We start from the raw sequence: 17,723 nt of genomic DNA, 5'->3' as shown, positions 1-17,723 counted from the left end.
AAAGCTAACGCTTGGCGGCCGGAAGTCGTTGCTCCCGGCAAAATATTAAATCGAGCCTTGGCAGGGCTGTGGGGGACTGCTGCGGGTGCTTCAGCGTCGTAGGAAGGACTTGGACGTAACCGAGCGCGCTTTCGCGTTCGAGGACGACACGCGCCTGCTTCCGACAAACGCTTACGCCGGGCGCGGCGGCAGCTTTTTCAAGCATATCTACGAGCAGGAAAATCCCGAGCCCCGCGCCGGCGGCCGCTTCCGCTGGATTCTCAGCACGTGCCTCGCAGCCACCATCGGCGCCATCGCCATTCTCGTCGTCGTTTACGGATCTTCCGACAGCGATATGTCATCCGATGGCTTGTTGCCGGCATTGCGGAGCATCGGCGAAGGCGCGCTTGCGCCCCAGCTCGCACTGACGCCGAAGAATGCGGGCGGCCTCAAATGGATCATTCCGAAGGCTGATCGTCTGCAGCTCACCACCGGCGCGCTCTCGACCCGCTACATCATCCATGAATCAACGAAGAGCCGTCGCGACAGCCGTGAATACGTCCGGCAAAAACCGTATGCTCGGATCGTCGCGCGCTTGGCGCCGGTCCCGACCAACGAGAACACGGTCATTCCGGCCTTCAATCCGTTCAAGCTCTACGGCAGCGGCAAGCCCGCCGACACCGACGAAGATGCCGACGAGTCAGCCGGCAGCGGATTGTCCCGCGCAGACGTTTCAGTGAAGGTCGTCGAACTGCTCGGCGGCATCCTGCCCGGCGAGGACGGCCAGGAACTCGACACACAGGAAGTCCAGGACATCGTCGAACGCAGCGTCGATGGCACGTCGCACGCGGGCGCCGATGGCGAACCGCTCGACGGAGTTTCCGGATCGACGAGCGCAGCTGCGCAATCGATGGCGTCCAACCCATGGCAGCCCGCAGCCTCGACGAGCGACAGCCTCAACACGACAGACATCTACAAATCTCCTGACGCGGCGGACGAGTCCTCCGACGACATCGAAGGCGGCGAAGTCATCGTCGTGAAAGTCGGAGCGAAGGATACACTCGCAAAAATTCTCGCGAAGGCCGGTGCGCCCGAATGGGACGTGCACAGCATGATCGAGGCCGGCCACTCGATTTTCCCTGAAAATGCGCTCGTTTCTGGCCAGGAAGTGCGCATCACGCTGGTGCCGTCGCTCTCCGATCCGAACAAGAAAGAACCCGCGCGCTTTTCAGTCTTCTCGGATGGACACGATCATCTCGTTACCGTCAGCCGAAGCGCCGCGGGCGAATTCATCGGATCTGCGCAGCCGCCATTCGACGCTGAGCTTGCGCAGCTTGCGAAGAACGACGGCGGCGACCCACAGAATGCCAGCCTCTACGCAGCCGTCTACAATGCGGGCCTGACGCAGGGTCTGCCGCAAGACACGATCACCGAAATCTTGCGGATCAACGCCTTCGACACCGACTTCCGCCGTCGCGTTCACCCGGGCGACGCGTTGGAGATGTTCTTCGACATGAAGGACGATCAGTCGACGGAAGGAAATCCCGGAGAACTTCTCTACACTGCGATCAGCAGCGGCGGCTCGCTCTACAAATTCTACCGCTTCCGTTCTGCCGACGGCGTCATCGATTTCTACGACGCAGACGGCAACAACTCGAAAAAGTTTCTCATGCGCAAACCGGTTCGCGGCGACGACGTGCGCCTGACATCCGGTTTCGGCGTCCGCTTCCACCCGCTGCTCAACTCGCGGAAGATGCACACCGGTGTCGACTGGGCCTGCTCGACCGGCACGCCGATCATCGCCGCCGGCAACGGCACCATCGAAGAGGTCGGGCGCAAAGGCTACTACGGCAACTACGTCCGCATTCGCCATGCCAACGGCTACCAGACGGCCTATGGCCACATGAGCCGTTTCGCCGAAGTTCACCCGGGTATGAAGGTTCGCCAAGGCCAGGTGATCGGTTTCGTCGGATCGACGGGCTTGTCGTCAGGCCCGCACGTTCACTTCGAGGTGCTGGTCAACAGCCGTTTCGTCGATCCCATGTCCATTCAGGTGCCGCGCGAACGCAAGCTCGAAGGCAAGGATCTCGCCGAGTTCGAGAAAGAGCGCGCCCGCATCGAAGAGCTGATGCACCGCGCGCCGGTCATGACCACGAACAAGTAGCACCTGCTCGACTTCTCACACCCATCCCGTCGCGTAGTAGAGCCCGATCACGAACGCGACCGCGAGCGTCTTGATGCACGTGATCGCGAAAATATCCTTGTATGCCTGCACGTGCGTCAGCCCTGTCACCGCGAGAAGCGTGATGACCGCTCCGTTGTGCGGCAGCGTATCCATACCGCCCGAAGCCATCGCAGCGACGCGATGCAAAACCTCGAGCGGAATCCCCGCCGCATTCGCCGCCGCAATGAACTGATCCGCCATCGCCCCGAGCGCGATGCTCATGCCGCCCGATGCCGAACCCGTGACGCCCGCAAGCGTCGTCACCGTCACGGCTTCATTGATCAGCGGATTAGGAATGCCCTTCAGCGCATGGGATATCACGAGGAAACCCGGCAGCGCGGCGATCACCGCGCCGAAGCCATACTCCGACGCCGTATTCGTTCCGGCGAGCAAAGCGCCTGCGACCGCATCCTTCGATCCTTCCGCAAACTTCGCGCGAATGGCCCGCCACGCGAATATGACAACCACCAGAATGCCGAGAAGAAGCGCGCCTTCGACCGCCCAGATCGCAGTCATCGCGCCGACATCAGCAGTGACGGCTTTGCCGCCCGGCGTAAGCACGGCCTCGAATTTTTCCCCGTAAACAGCAGGGATCAGCAGCGTCAGCAGCTTGCTCGCAACGCCAACGACCACGAGCGGCAAAACCGCGATCAACGGGTTTACGGATTTCACATCGGCGTCAGCGGAAGCAACCGGCTCGTTCAGATGGTGTTCGCCATAGCCTTCGCCGCTTGCGAACGTTTTGCGACGACGCCAGTCGAGATACGCCATTCCGAACGCCAGAATGAAAACCGATCCGAGCGTGCCGAGCACGGGCGCCGCCCACGCCGTCGTCCGGAAGAACGTCGTCGGAATGATATTCTGAATTTGCGGTGTTCCCGGCAGCGCATCCATCGTGAACGTGAACGCACCGAGCGCAATCGTCGCCGGGATGAGCCGCTTCGGAATGTTCGAGCTGCGAAAGATTTCGGCAGCGAACGGATAGACCGCGAACACGACGACGAACAGCGACACGCCGCCGTACGTCAGGAGCGCCGCGACGAGCACGATCGCCAGCATCGCGCGTTCGGCGCCAAGCAACGCAATCGAACTCGCAACGATGGCGCGCGCGAATCCTGAGATCTCGATCAGCTTGCCGAAGATCGCGCCGAGTAAAAAAACCGGAAAGTAGAGCTTCAGAAATCCGGCCATTTTCTCCATGAAAAGGCCGGAAAACACGGGCCCGACCGCGTGCGGATCGGTCAGCAAGACTGCGCCCATCGCAGCAACCGGCGCAAACAGGATGACGCTGTAGCCGCGATAGGCGGCAAACATCAGAAAGGCGAGCGCGCCAACGGCGATCAGCAGACTCACGAAAGTCCCTCGAGGCAGCTTGCGGCGAGTTTAGCGCGACCGAGCTTCATCAGCACGAGATTTCGCGCGCCGCATCGCTCCATCAAAAATTGCCGCGACATGCGCAGCCTCAATGTGCGCTTATTTCGAACTTGCTGAGCACAACAGCACGGCAACGCGCACCGCAAATTATCGCCGCATCGATGCATTAACAAACTCGTATCGGCGGGGATGGTATCGTTACGAAAGATTCGCTCGACACCAGCGAGCAAGATGGAGGGGATCCAGCCAATGAAAGCTTTTGCACGAGTTGCGATCGTCGCCGCGGGCATCGGCCTCGCGCCGGTGGCCGCCAACGCCGGCGAACGCGTCACCGACGCAGCCTTGGGCGGCCTCGCGGGCGCTGTCGTCTTCGGACCGGTCGGCTTGGTGGCGGGCGGCGTGATCGGCTACACCGCAGGCCCGAAAATCGCCTGCAAAATCGGCGCGAAACGCTGCTACCGCCGTTCGCACGCGCGCCGCTACCGTCGCTAGACCGAGCTGCCTTTCGAACGAAGACAATAAAAAAACGCCAGGGCTCGACCCTGGCGTTTTGCGTTTCAGTCGCGCTCAAAGCGCCGCTCAGTTCACCACCAGCACAAGCCGATGCAGTACGCATACGGCCGGCGGTAGGCGTAGCCGTAAGACGGACGCGCATACGACCGATAGTAATAGTGGCGGCGGCCGTAGTAGCCACTACGCCAGGCGCGATGGTGACGCCAGTGGCGATGGCGCCAATGACGGTGCCGCCAGTTTCCGCGATTCCAGCGATGATGTTGACGCCAGCCGCGATGACCGACGTAACCGCAGCGGCGATAGCCGTCGCGCCACCAGCAGCGATAGCGAACGTCCTGAACCGCGCCGACCCGATCTGTCTTCAGCGCGAGAAGACCGGTCGGAAGCTGCGCGGCGCTCGCGCGCGGAGCGAAGCCCCCAAATGCGAGCGCCATCGCGCAACAGAGCGCGACCAGCGAAAGCAATTTTCTCATACGAAATACCCCTTCTAGACAGTGCCTGCCGTCCGCATTGCCCCGTTTCCGCGGCAGGTCGGGTTGATACTGCATCTAAGGGGTACCGGCACAACCCGTAATCTGAGTTGCCAGCGTGGCTTGCGATCTCTTGTGCGCACGGTGTGGCAAGTGAGCGTCACATGCGCTCGCGCGGGCGACCGGCTCCTCGATACCGGCTCCTCGATAGAGAAGTCGCCCGCCTGGCTTCCTAACAAAGAATGAAACAATAAAGGCGTCCCCGGCGGCCGGCTGCGCGGAGCGCAGTCGCCGGGACACGACCTAAGCAAAGAAAGACTCCGAAAGTCCGCGCGGGCGGCCGGCTCCCCGTTAGGGGAGTCGCCCGCGCCATCAATCAAGCCGCGGCTTTCACTGGCCAGCCGTTGATCGTCAGGTCGCCGTCGCGAACGGACACGTGAACCGTATCGCCGTCCTTGACGCCGCCCGCCAGGATCTGCTCGGCGAGCGGATCCTGCACGTGACGCTGGATCACGCGCTTCAGCGGCCGCGCGCCATACGCCGGATCGTAACCCCGGTTCGCGAGCCACGTCTTGGCCTGCTCGTCGACTTCGATCTTGATCTTGCGATCGACAAGCAGCTTCTGCAGGCGCGCGATCTGGATATCGACGATCTTCGTCATCTCGTTCCGCTGCAGACGGTGGAACAGGATGATGTCGTCGAGACGGTTCAGGAATTCGGGCCGGAACTTCGTCCGGACCTCCGCCATCACTTCCTCGCGCACGGCTTCGGTGTCCTCGCCTTCCTTCTGGTTGACGAGATATTCCGCGCCGATGTTCGACGTCAGCACGATCAGCGTGTTCCTGAAGTCGACCGTGCGGCCCTGACCGTCGGTCAGCCGTCCGTCGTCGAGCACCTGCAAAAGCACGTTGAACACATCCGGGTGCGCCTTCTCGATCTCGTCGAAAAGCACGATCTGATACGGACGCCGACGCACCGCTTCGGTCAGCGCGCCGCCTTCCTCGTAGCCGACATAACCCGGAGGTGCGCCGATCAAACGCGCAACCGAATGCTTCTCCATGTACTCCGACATGTCGATGCGGATGAGCGCCGTGTCGTCGTCGAAGAGATAGCCGGCGAGCGCTTTCGTGAGTTCCGTCTTGCCGACGCCGGTCGGGCCTAAGAACATGAACGAGCCGATCGGCCGGTTCGGGTCCTGCAGTCCCGCGCGCGCACGCCGAACCGCCGTCGATACCGCGACGACCGCTTCCTTCTGGCCGATGACGCGCTTCGACAGCGCATCCTCCATCTTCAGAAGCTTGTCGCGCTCGCCTTCGAGCATCTTGTCGACCGGCACACCCGTCCAGCGCGACACGACGGCCGCGATCTGATCCGGCGTGACGGCCTCTTCGACCATCGCGCCTTTGCCTTCCTGCGATTCAATCGTCGAGAGCTGCTTCTCAAGCTCCGGAATTTTGCCGTAGCGAAGCTCGCCCGCACGCGCGAGGTCACCCCGGCGCTGCGCCTGCTCGAGCGAATTGCGCAGGTTATCGAGTTCCTCCTTGATCTTCTGCGCCGAACCGAGCTTTTGCTTCTCGCTTTCCCAGCGCGCCGTCATCGCCTTCGACTTTTCCTCAAGGTCGGCGATGGACTTTTCGAGGCGCGCGAGCCGGTCCTTCGACGCCGCGTCCGTTTCCTTTTTCAACGCTTCCCGCTCGATCATCATCTGCATGAGATCGCGATCGATCGCGTCGAGCTCTTCGGGCTTTGAATCGACCTGCATCCGGAGACGCGACGCCGCCTCGTCGACAAGGTCGATAGCCTTGTCGGGCAGGAAGCGATCGGTGATGTATCGGTTCGAGAGCGTGGCCGCCGCGACCAGCGCGCTGTCGGTGATGCGCACGCCGTGATGCAGCTCGTACTTCTCTTTCAGGCCGCGCAGGATCGAGATCGTATCCTCGACCGTCGGCTCGGATACGAAGATCGGCTGGAAGCGGCGAGCCAGCGCCGCGTCCTTCTCGATGTTCTTGCGATACTCATCGAGCGTCGTCGCGCCGACGCAGTGCAGCTCGCCGCGCGCAAGCGCCGGCTTCAACAGATTGCCCGCATCCATCGAGCCTTCGGTCTTGCCCGCGCCGACGATGGTGTGAAGTTCGTCGATGAACAGAATGATGTTGCCGCCCTCGGCTTCGACTTCCGAGAGAACGGCTTTCAAGCGTTCCTCGAACTCGCCGCGATATTTCGCGCCAGCAATGAGCGCGCCCATGTCGAGCGACAGCAGCTTTTTGTGCTTCAGGCTTTCCGGCACGTCGCCCTTGATGATGCGCAACGCCAGGCCTTCGGCGATCGCCGTCTTGCCGACGCCAGGCTCGCCGATCAGCACGGGGTTATTCTTCGTGCGCCTTGACAGCACCTGGATCGTGCGGCGGATTTCTTCGTCGCGCCCGATGACCGGATCGAGCTTGCCCGTTGCCGCGGCCTCGGTGAGGTCACGCGCGTATCGCTTCAGCGCGTCATACGCCTGCTCGGCGTTGGCGCTGTCGGCGGTACGGCCCTTGCGCAGCTCGTTGATCGCCGCGTTGATCTTGTCCGCCGTCACGCCCGCGTCGCGCAGCGCCTTACCGGCATCCGTCGACGTGTCGAGCGCCAAGGCGAGCAGAAGCCGCTCGGCGGTGACGAACTTGTCGCTGGCTTTGTCCGCAAGCTTCTCGACGGCATCGAAGAGCCGTGCCGACTCCGGCGACACATAAACGCCGCCCGATCCGCCAGTGACTTTCGGCTTCTTCGCGAGCGCCGCTTCGACGTTACGCAGCGCGACGCGCGAGTCGCCGCCCGCGCGCTGGATCAGACCGCTTGCGAGGCCTTCCGGATCGTCGAGCAAAACTTTGAGGAGATGATCGGGGGTGACTTGTTGGTGATTTTCACGCAGCGCCAGCGATTGGGCCGATTGGATGAAGCCTTTCGCGCGATCCGTGTAGCGTTCGAAATTCATGACTGACCTCCAGCGCATGCCCCCGCCCATCAGGCGCGGAAGACATGCCAATTTATTCCCACCTCAAGCGCGGCCAAAGACCCAATCGTAGGCGTCCCTCCGGGCTTGTCTTTTGGCGATATAGGAATCCGGCGCGGCGCGAAAAAGAGGTCGAGGCAAGTGAAAGGCCGAATAACATCCGCGGCATGTCGGACGAACCCGGGGGAGGGCAGCGACCTCCAGATGCCTAATGCAATGTCGTTAAAGGTTCGACGACGGAACCGATAGAAAGCGCGGCGTTAACCGAAACGTCGGCGGCCGCTGCCACCCGCGCTGTCGCAAGGCGCGCACGAAAACGCCCTGCCGGGACAGATCGCATCGTCGTCGATGCAATAGGCCACGAGGCAGGGCGAATGGTCGTCTGCAGATGCGGTGCGCGTCTCAGTCCTGGTCTTCGTTCGCCGCCGGCGGCGTTGCGATGACCTCGGTCGGCTCCTCGCGACGCGGACGGCGCACCGGACGTCTCAGGAACGCAGGCTGCTCCTGCTCCGGCGTCACGGCGGGTGGCGGCGGAGGCGCGGCGCGCTCCGTCGCAGCCGGTTGCGCCTGGGGCTGCGGAGCCGGACCAGCATCCTGGCGGAATCCGCCGTTGTTGAATTCCCGGTCCGCGCCGTTGCCGTTCGAGTCCTGATAGCGCTCCCGACGGCGGAAGCCGCCTTCGGAGCGCCCCTCGCCGCCGTTGCCGTACTGGCGGCGATCGTCACGGTAGCGGTTCTCGCCGTTGCCGTTGCGGTCATGGCGGTCGTTCCGGTCCCCACGATCGCCTCTGAAATCCTGGCGGTCGCCGCGATCATGCCGGTTGTTGTTGTAGCGCTGATCGCGATCGTTCCGCGGCTGGCGGTTATCGCGATTATCCCGGTTATCGTACCGGTTCTGATGATCGAAATTGCGCGGCTGCTGAGCGTAATTCTGCTGCGGCTGCTGCGAGCCGTCGCCGGCCGGCTGCTGCTGTTGCTGCGCCTGGACGCCGAACTCGTCGCCCTCATCCTCGCCGAACTCGTCGCCGTCGCTCCCCTCGGGACCGGCCAGCGTGTGCGTGCGGGCAGCGCCGTTGCCGAGCGGGTCGACGCCGCCCTGCTGCGCCATCTGCTCGCGGTAGCTCAGGATGATGCGGTTATAGTGCTCGGCGTGCTGGAGATAATTCTCCGCGAGGACGGGATCGCCGGACGAAAGCGCATCGCGCGCGAGCGAGACGTACTTCTCGGCAATATGCGAGGGCGTGCCGCGGATTTTGACGTCCGGCCCCGAACTCTCGAAGCTGCGCATCAACGGATTTTGCGATTTGCGGTTGTTATTATTGTTGTTTCGACCGCGGCCACGACGGTTCTGCTGTCCTTGCCTCATGGGCTCCCGTTCACACTCGTTGATATTCTAACGTCCACGCGTGCACACCAGCGATGGGCCGCGTCATGGATCCTACGATCCAATTCCATTTCAAAAGACGGTCCTAAGTCGCCTGTGCCCTACAGGCTGTAGCCCCTTGGCTCTCATGCCCGCCACCCGGGCAAACTACCGTGTCCTCGCCACGACGGACTGCAACGCGCGTCCAAAGCATCTGCAAGGAGCGTCTGTGCAGCACTCGCGGTATCGAGAAAAGAAACTCGACGCCCGCCATTCAGCGGACACTTACGTCCGCGAAATTTGCGCTGATGATCTGAGATAGGACGGCCGGCTTCTTGTACCGCATTCGCGGCAGTCGCCTGATCCAGGCACATCCGATCAAACTCGTCGGTAGTGATCTTACTCCGGAAACGCAATTCCGCAAATAGAAATCATTGAAGCCCTTAAGGATGTATCTCCATGGCCACAGCGCGATCGTGGCCCCCGAGATCCTTTTGCCGTCCCAATGGCCTCCACCCAGCCGCGCTAAAAATATCAGTTACGTCAGAGGCTTGACCGGCTCCGACCTCCAGCACGAGGCGCATGGGCCGAAGCGGATTGCGGGCAACTTTCGCGATCTCGCGATACACGTCCATGCCGTCCGCTCCGCCATCCAAAGCAAGCTGGGGATCGTAGTCTCGGACTTCGGGCTCCAAACCCGGAATGTCGCCCTCTGGAATGTAGGGTGGGTTCGAGACGATCAGATCGAAAGGCCCAGCGCAGCCATCGAGACCGTGTGTCGCAACGAAGGTGGTTCGATCGGCAAGCCCGAAACGCTTTGCATTCCGTTCCGCAACGGCAAGCGCCGCCGTGCTGACGTCCGTTGCGACGCCGCGTGCATTCGGCAATTCGAGAAGCAGCGTCGCGATCAGGATGCCGGAACCCGTCCCGATGTCCGCGATCTGAAGCGGGGCCGACGTGAGCCCGTTCGCGCGAACGATTTCCAACGCAAGCTCGACGACCGTCTCCGTATCTGGCCGGGGATCGAGCACGTCCGGCGTGACGACGAATTCGCGGCCATAGAATTCGCGCACGCCGAGGATGCGCGTCACAGGTTCATGCGCCAGCCTTCGACGCACGGCATCGCCGATCAACGCAGCCTTGTCGCCAAGCGGCTGTTCCGGCCGGGTCAGCAGCGCCGTGCCGTCGATACCGAGCAAACCCTGCAGCAATAAGCGCGCATCTCGCGGCGCGGACTCGATACCTCCGGCTGCGAACGCGCGCACCATTTCAGCCAACGCATCGCCGATCGTCTGATCGCGTCCGAAGCCCTGATGCGTTTGCGCGGTCACGATCGTCGGCCCGTCATGCGGCGTTGAGTTCAGCCAGCATCGTCGCCTGATGATCGGTGATGAGCGCATCGACCAGCGCATCGAGCCCGTTACCGGTCATGACCTCATCGAGATTGTAGAGCGTGAGGTTGATGCGATGATCGGTGACGCGCCCTTGCGGAAAGTTATACGTCCTGATCCGCTGCGAGCGATCGCCGGAGCCGACCTGCGACTTGCGGGCATCCGAACGCTCCGTCGCCGCCTTCTCGCGTTCAAGCTCATACACGCGCGCCTTGAGCACGTTCATCGCCAGGCGGCGGTTCTGATGCTGCGATTTTTCCGCTGATACGACGACGATTCCCGTCGGCAGATGCGTGATGCGCACCGCGCTTTCCGTCTTGTTGACATGCTGGCCACCGGCGCCGCCCGCCCGCATCGTATCGATACGGATATCGTCCGGCTTGATGTCGATCTCGACGTCCTCGGCCTCGGGTAGAACCGCGACCGTCGCGGCGGAGGTATGAATGCGCCCACTCGCTTCCGTCGCCGGAACGCGCTGCACGCGGTGCACGCCCGATTCAAACTTGAGCCGCGCGAACACGCCCTCGCCCGTAATCGAAGCCACGATCTCCTTGTAGCCGCCGAGATCGTTTTCCGATGCCGAGATGACCTCGACCTTCCAGCCTCTGAGGTCGGCATAGCGCGAATACATGCGAAAGAGATCCGCCGCGAACAGTGCCGCTTCGTCGCCGCCCGTTCCGGCTCGCACTTCGAGAATTGCGCTTTTCTCGTCCGCAGCGTCCTTCGGCAGAAGCGCGATGCGCAATTGCTGCTCGAGGCCGCCGATGCGCTCTGCGAGAGCTGCGCGCTCCGCATAGGCGAGATCGGCCATGTCCTTGTCGGCCGAAGGATCGCGAAGCAGCTGCTCGAGATCGGCGCTTTCGGCTTCGGCCTTGCGCAACGCCTCGATTTGCGCGGCAGCCGGTGACAGCTCCGCGAATTCCTTCGTCAGCTTGACGTACTGAGCTTGCGACACGCCATGATTGAGCTCGTCCTGGATCGCCATCCAGCGCTCGAAAAGGCGGTCGAGTTTATCGCGCGGCAATGAAGTCATGATGTCCGATGATGCAGTCCGTGTGGGCCGCGATCAGACGACCGCGGCGCTCTCGGGCGCATCTAATACGAACCGCCTGCGATCCGCAATTTGTCGGTCCGGCGCAACCGGGGATCATTCACGTCGATCCAGCGCAAACCGTCCTGAACCGGCGCAAAATGCTCTTGAAAATAAACGCTGACATGACCGACGGCCGAGCTGAACGGCTGCGCAACGACCTGCAGGATCGAGGCGTTGAAAAACAGCAGGATGAACAGCGGCAGCGACAGGGCATAAAGCGCGCGCTGCGGCCGTTCGCGGATTTGGTGAATGGCGTCCTTGGGCAGCCTGCGGGCACCGCTCGCGATCGCCGATCCGGCCCGGAAGAAATGCCGCGCCTGCGGCTCGTGCTCGTCGTCCACGTGCTCTTCGGGCTCGTCCGGCGACGGCTGAAGCGTCATGATGAGATTGCCGATGGCGTTCAAAACGGGGCGCCCATCGACGCCCGCCATCGACGTGTAGCCCATGACGATCTGAACCGTTTGCGGCCACGGCGGCAGGTATTCGACCTGTCCGGTTTCCAGCGCTTCGAGAACGCCGGTGTGCACTTTGAGATAATGCGCGGCCTGCGGCAGCGTCAGCCGCAAAGCGCGGCGCAAATCCATGAAGAACCGTGCGATCAGCTCACGGTCATGCGAAACTTGTACTTGATTTGAGAACTCGCTGCGATCGCGCGCCGTGCGCTCCACCCGCACACGGCCGCCGACCGAAACGTTCCGCCCAACGCCTCGACGCATACACAATCCGGCACTACGCACCGGTCCCTCAACCCTCACCCCAATGTTGGTTAAAAAAGTATTTTTGTCAAAGGCTTTTGAAGCACATCAGCCGTCGATGGCGACGCCTTCGTTTTCGGCAAACTGCTGCAAGGACATGCGGATGTCTTTGGCATCCCCTTTGAGAAGTTCTTCGACGTAAGTCGTCGCTTTTTCCGCATCGAGCGACAGGATCATCGTCTTGATCGGACCGATCGAAGCAGGCGCCATCGACAGCGAGCGCAGCCCGAGCGCGATGAGCGACATGGCTTCGAGCGGACTGCCCGCCATCTCGCCGCAAAGTGTCAGCGGCACCTTGTGCTTCTTCGCAGCCTTGATCAGCATCCGCAGCGCACGAAGAGGCGCAGCCGTCAGCACGTCGAACCGGCTTGCGACGCGCGCATTGGTGCGGTCCGCAGCGAACATGAACTGCATCAGGTCGTTCGAGCCGATCGACACGAAATCGACCCGCGACAGAAACGCGTCGAGATCGAACAGCAGCGCCGGCACTTCGAACATCGCGCCGACAAGGATGTTGCTCGGAAGCTGATGCCCATGCGTCGTCAGGAACGTCTTTTCTTTTTCGATCAAGGCCCGGATCGCGCCAAGCTCATAGGACGCCGACACCATCGGGATCATGACCCTGAGTTCGCGTCCGGCGGCAGCCTTCAGAAGCGCACGCATCTGCAGGCGGAAAAGCTCCGGCCGGTCGAGCGACATGCGGATCGCGCGCCATCCTAGAGCCGGGTTCTCTTCCTTCGGCTGGCGGAGATACGGCAGCACCTTGTCGCCGCCAATATCGAGCGACCGGAACACGACCGTCTTGCCCTGCGCTTCCTCGATCACCGAGCGATAAAGCTGCGTCTGCCGGTCGAGCCTCGGAAAGGAGTCCGACAGCATGAACTGCAATTCGGTCCGGTAGAGCCCGACGCCGTCGGCGCCCGACTCCGTCAGATGCGACATGTCGACGAGCAGCCCGGCGTTCATGAGCAGCGAAATGCGAATGCCGTCCTTCGTCACTGCCGGACGACCGCGCAGCGACTGGTACCGCTTCTGCTTGCGCGCCCGGAACCGCACCTTGTCGGAATAGGCGGCAATCACCTCGTTCGTCGGCCGCAGATGCACTTCGCCCGCGACCGCGTCGATGATCGCAGCGTCGCCGGCAGCAACGCGATCGACGATCCCGGCTGCTTGTCCGATCGCGGCGATGCCCAGCGCCTTGGCGACGACTGCGACATGGCTTTGGCTCGATCCATCCTCGACGATCAGGCCGCGAAGGCGGCTGCGATCGTAATCGAGCAGTTCGGCGGGGCCCATCGTGCGGGCGACAAGGATGACCTCAGACGGCAGGCCGCTGCCATCTTCCGAACTCTTGAGCCGCCCCGCGAGCACGCGCAGCAGGCGATCGGAAAGATCATCGAGATCGCGTTGCCGCTCCTTCCAGTAGCTGTCGTGCTGCTTCAGCATGCGCGTGCGCATGGCGTTCTGCACGCGCTCGACGGCTGCTTCCGCCGTCAACCCGCCCTCGACCGCTTCGCGCAAGCGACGGTGCCAGCCCTTGTCGTGCGCGAACATGCGATAGGCTTCGAGCACATCGCGATGCTCACCGACCGCCGAGAGGTGGTCATGCTCGAACATCTCGTCGATGTTCACCTGCAGCTTGGTGAGCGCCGTGTCGAGCCGGTCCATTTCGGCGACCGGATTGTCAGACAGCAAATGCGTGACGACGATGCGCGGCTCGTGCAGCACCACGTGCCCGAGCGCGATCCCCTCCGACAGCGGTTCGCCCTCGATCGCCATCGGCTGCGACAGCGAGCCTTCGAGCGCCGCGCCCGTACCTGCGACCGCGCCTGAGACGAGGTTTTCGGCGACGACCATCGCCGTCGCCTGCAGCACCTCGACGTCCTCGTCGGAATATTCCTTCGACATCCGGTTCTGGATGACGAGCACGCCGAGCACCTGGCCCGAACGCGAGATCGGAACCGCTAGCAGCGAGTGATAGATTTCTTCGCTCGTCTCGGGACGGTAGGAAAACGCCGGATGGCTCGAAGCCTCGGGTTCGTTGACCGTCACGCCAAGCTCGGAGCAGCGACCGACGAGTCCTTCCCCGCGCTTCATCCGCGTCTTGTGAACGGCCGACGGGTTAAGCCCCTCGGTCGCGAACAACTCCAGCGAGCCATCCTGACGCTTGAGATAGATGGAGCACACATCGGCGACCATGACGCCCGCGATCTGGCGCACGATGCGGTCGAGCTTGTCCTGGCCCTCGCCGCCTTCGGACATGATCTCGCGCAAGCCGCGCATAATCACCCGGAGCGAGGTTTCGCTCGGAAGCGGTCTTGGATCGTTGGGCCGCGCGATCATGCTCTTCGTACCGCCCGCCCGGACGGTCCATCAGGGGCTAAGAACAGCGCGGCCGAAAGAATCCGCGCTCAGTCGCTGTCGAGACCGTAGACCGTGTGCAGCGTGCGCACGGCAAGCTCGGCATAGACAGCATCGATCAATACACTGATTTTTATCTCGGATGTCGAGATGGCGTGGATGTTGATGCCTTTTTCGGCAAGAGTTTTGAACATCTGCGCCGCAACGCCCGCGTGACTGCGCATGCCGACACCGATCACCGAGATTTTCACGACGTCCGCCGAGCTTTTGACGTCGAAGTGGCCGATGTCGGCTTTAGCCTTTTTCAGAACATCGAGCGTGCGCGGCAACTCCGAAGCCTGCACGGTGAACGTCATGTCGGTGTGCTTGCCGTCCGGCGTGACATTCTGAACGATCATGTCGACGTTGATGCTCGCATCCGACAACGGCCCGAAGATGCGCGCCGCGACGCCCGGCTTATCGTCGACCTTCAGAAGCGTCACCTTGGCCTCGTCTTTGGCATAGGCGATGCCGCTCACGACCTGCTGTTCCACGATCTCATCCTCGTCGCAAACGATAGTTCCGATATTCTCGACGTTGTCGGGTCTGTAGGGCTGCATCGCGTCCGGCGCGACGAAGCTCGACAGAACGCGCGTCTTCACCTTGTAGACCATAGCCAGCTCGACGGAGCGCGTTTGCAGCACCTTCGAGCCGAGCGATGCCATTTCCAGCATCTCTTCATAGGAAACCTTGGCGAGCCGCCGCGCCTTCGGCACAATCCGCGGATCGGTCGTATAGACGCCGTCGACGTCGGTATAGATATCGCAGACGTCCGCTTCGAGCGCGACCGCGATCGCAACCGCACTCGTATCCGAGCCGCCGCGGCCGAGCGTCGCCACGCGATTGGCATCCGCTTCGATGCCCTGGAAGCCGGTGATGACCGCAACCTCTCCGCTGTCGATCTGCCGTTTGAGATCGGCGCCCGGAATATCGATGATGCGCGCTGCACCATGAGCCGTGTCGGTTTTGATCGGCACCTGCCATCCGGTCCAGGAGCGCGCCTTGAGACCCATGGCTTGCAGCGCCAAGGCCAGAAGGCCTGCCGTCACCTGCTCGCCGGTCGCGACGACGGAGTCATATTCGCGCGCGTCGTAGAGCGGCGAAACTTCCTTGACCCAGGCGACAAGCTGGTTCGTGACGCCCGACATCGCCGAGACGACCACGGCGACCTTGTTGCCGGCATCGACCTCGCGCTTGACGTGCCGCGCCACGTTCTGGATGCGCTCGATGTTGGCGACCGAGGTGCCGCCGAATTTCATCACAACGGTCGCCATCCTGAGTGTCTGTCCTGCACTTGCTATAGGCTCGGACGGGCCCAGATAGGACCTGTGAAGCCTTAATTTCTGGATTGAGTCCCGGCTTCTTAGCGGCTCGCGAGCCCCCGGGCAACTGCTCAGCGGCCATCCCAAAGACGAGCGGGATCGTGCCGCGCTTGACAAGTTCGCCGCGCCGCTGGCGACTAGCCGCAAACCGGAGCCCAAAATGACCGCCGCATCCCGCCAGCACGACGATCCGACCCCTGGAAGCGCGAACCTCGATCCCGAGGAAGTGCGGCGCTTTTCCGAGATCGCTTCCGAATGGTGGGACCCGAACGGAAAATTCCGCCCCCTGCATCAGATCGGACCGCCGCGGCTCTCATTCATTCGCGACCAGGCCGTCGCCCATTTCGGTCGCGATGCGAAAATTCTGAAACCGCTCTCCGGTCTGACGGCGCTCGACATCGGCTGCGGCGGCGGCCTCGTCGCCGAGCCGCTGACGCGAATGGGCGCGACGGTCACCGCGATCGATCCCTCGGAGCGCAACATCGCCATCGCCAAAAGCCACGCCGACGCGCAGGGCCTCGCGATCGACTATCGTCCCGTCCGCGTCGAAGACCTCGTCGCCGAAGGCCGCACCTTCGACATCGTCGCCTGTCTCGAGGTCGTCGAGCACGTTCCCGATCCTGAGAAGTTCATTTCCGAATGCGCGACCCTCGTCCGTCCCGGCGGGCTCGCCGTTTTCTCGACGTTGAACCGCACGTTGAAGGCATGGGCGTTGGCGATCGTCGGCGCCGAGTACGTTCTGGGCTGGCTGCCGCGCGGCACACATCAGTGGGACCGGTTCGTGACCACCGACGAGCTGCGGCGCTACGCCGAGACGGCCGGTCTTACCGATCCCCAGTTTGAAGGCATCACCTACACGCCGCTACGGGATGTCTGGGCTCGTAATCCCGACACGGATGTGAATTATTTGATGTCCGTGAAAAAGCCGTTGGCCGCCTGAACGGCGGCGCAAATCGAAGGGGGAGGCGCATGTTTCCGATCGGCGACGACGACAGTGCGCTGAGGACCACGCCGGTCGTCACCTACGGCCTGATCGCGATCAACGTGCTCGTCTTTCTCCTGGAGCTGAATGCCGGAGATCAGTTCATTCAGGACTGGTCGTTCATCCCAAGCCGCTTCAACGACGATCCCGCCGGCAACCTGCCGACGCTCCTGACCGCCATGTTCATGCACGGCGGCTGGATGCATCTCATCGGCAACATGCTGTACCTCTACATCTTCGGCGACAACATTGAGGATCGCTTCGGCCACGTCCGCTTCCTCGCGTTTTATCTCGCCTGCGGCATCGCTGCGACGTTCGCCCAGTATTACGTCAACAGCGGCTCGAGCATTCCGAACGTCGGAGCTTCAGGCGCCATAGCAGGCGTCCTCGGCGCCTATATTCTGCTGTTCCCGCACGCGCGCGTCGACGTTTTCGTCATTCGCCAGATCGTTTCGCTTCCGGCGATCGCCGTCATCGGCTTCTGGATCGTGCTGCAGCTTTTCAGCAGCGTCGGCACCATCGCCACAACCGACGAGACCGCCGACGTCGGTGGCGTCGCCTACATGGCGCACGTCGGCGGCTTCGTCGCAGGGCTTGTGTTGGCGTTCCTACTCGGCGGGCGCGGCGGCCCGTCGCGAACCATCTGACAAGCCCATTCGGCCCTTGACCCTTTGGGGCAGCTGTGGTGATAGCAGGGCTCTGAAATCGGGGAGCGCCGGTCCGAAAATCATGGACGGCGGCGCCATCCTCGATTTATTGCTTTGTAAACAAAGCCTGTGCCGCCTTAGCTCAGTTGGTTAGAGCGCTAGATTGTGGATCTAGAGGTCCCCGGTTCAACTCTGGGAGGCGGTACCATCCACCTTTGCAAG

13 protein-coding genes and 1 tRNA gene are annotated in these 17,723 nt (G+C 62.5%); 5 read left to right on the top strand and 9 right to left on the bottom strand.

The window, feature by feature from the left end:
- The first annotated feature begins 109 nt into the window (after nucleotides 1–109).
- A complete protein-coding gene (locus HYPGJ_RS02405; RefSeq protein WP_046845677.1) occupies nucleotides 110–2,143 on the top strand; it encodes a M23 family metallopeptidase in 2,034 nt (677 codons plus the stop codon).
- Between the two features lie 15 nt (nucleotides 2,144–2,158).
- Here the strand turns inward: HYPGJ_RS02405 and HYPGJ_RS02400 are convergent, their stop codons facing one another.
- Nucleotides 2,159–3,556: a GntP family permease gene (locus HYPGJ_RS02400; RefSeq protein ID WP_046845676.1), complete on the bottom strand. Its 1,398-nt coding sequence runs from the start codon at nucleotides 3,554–3,556 to the stop codon at nucleotides 2,159–2,161.
- A gap of 270 nt (nucleotides 3,557–3,826) precedes the next feature.
- Here HYPGJ_RS02400 and HYPGJ_RS02395 point away from each other — a divergent pair, with 270 nt between their 5' ends.
- Nucleotides 3,827–4,069: a hypothetical protein gene (locus tag HYPGJ_RS02395; RefSeq protein ID WP_046845830.1), complete on the top strand. Its 243-nt coding sequence runs from the start codon at nucleotides 3,827–3,829 to the stop codon at nucleotides 4,067–4,069.
- 92 nt (nucleotides 4,070–4,161) lie between these two features.
- On the opposite strand, the gene HYPGJ_RS02390 is transcribed toward HYPGJ_RS02395, so the two are convergent.
- From HYPGJ_RS02390 to HYPGJ_RS02355, 8 genes are all read right to left on the bottom strand, one after another.
- Nucleotides 4,162–4,563 (bottom strand): hypothetical protein, encoded by a 402-nt coding sequence (locus tag HYPGJ_RS02390; RefSeq protein WP_046845675.1) that lies wholly within the window; start codon nucleotides 4,561–4,563, stop codon nucleotides 4,162–4,164.
- Nucleotides 4,564–4,936: 373 nt separating this feature from the next.
- Nucleotides 4,937–7,531: an ATP-dependent chaperone ClpB gene (clpB, locus tag HYPGJ_RS02385; RefSeq protein ID WP_046845674.1), complete on the bottom strand. Its 2,595-nt coding sequence runs from the start codon at nucleotides 7,529–7,531 to the stop codon at nucleotides 4,937–4,939.
- A 420-nt stretch (nucleotides 7,532–7,951) separates the two neighbouring features.
- On the bottom strand, nucleotides 7,952–8,914 hold the full coding sequence (locus tag HYPGJ_RS02380; protein ID WP_046845673.1) for a DUF4167 domain-containing protein: 963 nt from the start codon (nucleotides 8,912–8,914) through the stop codon (nucleotides 7,952–7,954).
- A 440-nt stretch (nucleotides 8,915–9,354) separates the two neighbouring features.
- A complete protein-coding gene (gene prmC / locus HYPGJ_RS02375) occupies nucleotides 9,355–10,242 on the bottom strand; it encodes a peptide chain release factor N(5)-glutamine methyltransferase (RefSeq protein ID WP_052750779.1) in 888 nt (295 codons plus the stop codon).
- Between the two features lie 13 nt (nucleotides 10,243–10,255).
- Nucleotides 10,256–11,335 carry a peptide chain release factor 1 gene (gene prfA, locus HYPGJ_RS02370; RefSeq protein WP_046845672.1) on the bottom strand — a complete coding sequence of 360 codons (1,080 nt, stop codon included), beginning with the start codon at nucleotides 11,333–11,335 and terminating at the stop codon, nucleotides 10,256–10,258.
- A 62-nt stretch (nucleotides 11,336–11,397) separates the two neighbouring features.
- Complete coding sequence (locus HYPGJ_RS02365) at nucleotides 11,398–12,111, bottom strand: helix-turn-helix domain-containing protein (protein WP_013217477.1); 714 nt, start codon at nucleotides 12,109–12,111, stop codon at nucleotides 11,398–11,400.
- Nucleotides 12,112–12,198: 87 nt separating this feature from the next.
- On the bottom strand, nucleotides 12,199–14,493 hold the full coding sequence (gene ptsP / locus HYPGJ_RS02360) for a phosphoenolpyruvate--protein phosphotransferase (protein WP_046845671.1): 2,295 nt from the start codon (nucleotides 14,491–14,493) through the stop codon (nucleotides 12,199–12,201).
- 68 nt (nucleotides 14,494–14,561) lie between these two features.
- A complete protein-coding gene (locus HYPGJ_RS02355; RefSeq protein WP_046845670.1) occupies nucleotides 14,562–15,824 on the bottom strand; it encodes an aspartate kinase in 1,263 nt (420 codons plus the stop codon).
- A 208-nt stretch (nucleotides 15,825–16,032) separates the two neighbouring features.
- Between HYPGJ_RS02355 and ubiG the strand changes: the two genes are divergently transcribed.
- The 3 genes from ubiG to HYPGJ_RS02340 all read left to right on the top strand — a co-directional run bounded on the left by ubiG (nucleotide 16,033) and on the right by HYPGJ_RS02340 (nucleotide 17,709).
- On the top strand, nucleotides 16,033–16,812 hold the full coding sequence (gene ubiG / locus HYPGJ_RS02350; RefSeq protein WP_046845669.1) for a bifunctional 2-polyprenyl-6-hydroxyphenol methylase/3-demethylubiquinol 3-O-methyltransferase UbiG: 780 nt from the start codon (nucleotides 16,033–16,035) through the stop codon (nucleotides 16,810–16,812).
- Between the two features lie 29 nt (nucleotides 16,813–16,841).
- The gene (locus HYPGJ_RS02345; protein ID WP_046845668.1) at nucleotides 16,842–17,501 is read left to right on the top strand and encodes a rhomboid family intramembrane serine protease; all 660 of its coding nucleotides are present in this window, start codon (nucleotides 16,842–16,844) and stop codon (nucleotides 17,499–17,501) included.
- 131 nt (nucleotides 17,502–17,632) lie between these two features.
- A tRNA-His gene (locus HYPGJ_RS02340) sits at nucleotides 17,633–17,709 on the top strand.
- The last annotated feature ends 14 nt before the right edge of the window (nucleotides 17,710–17,723 follow it).

The organism is Hyphomicrobium sp. GJ21 (assembly GCF_001006785.1).
Taxonomy (GTDB): domain Bacteria; phylum Pseudomonadota; class Alphaproteobacteria; order Rhizobiales; family Hyphomicrobiaceae; genus Hyphomicrobium_B.
The sequence above is the reverse complement of the archived record's forward strand: the minus strand, read 5'-3'. Positions and strand labels throughout refer to the sequence as shown.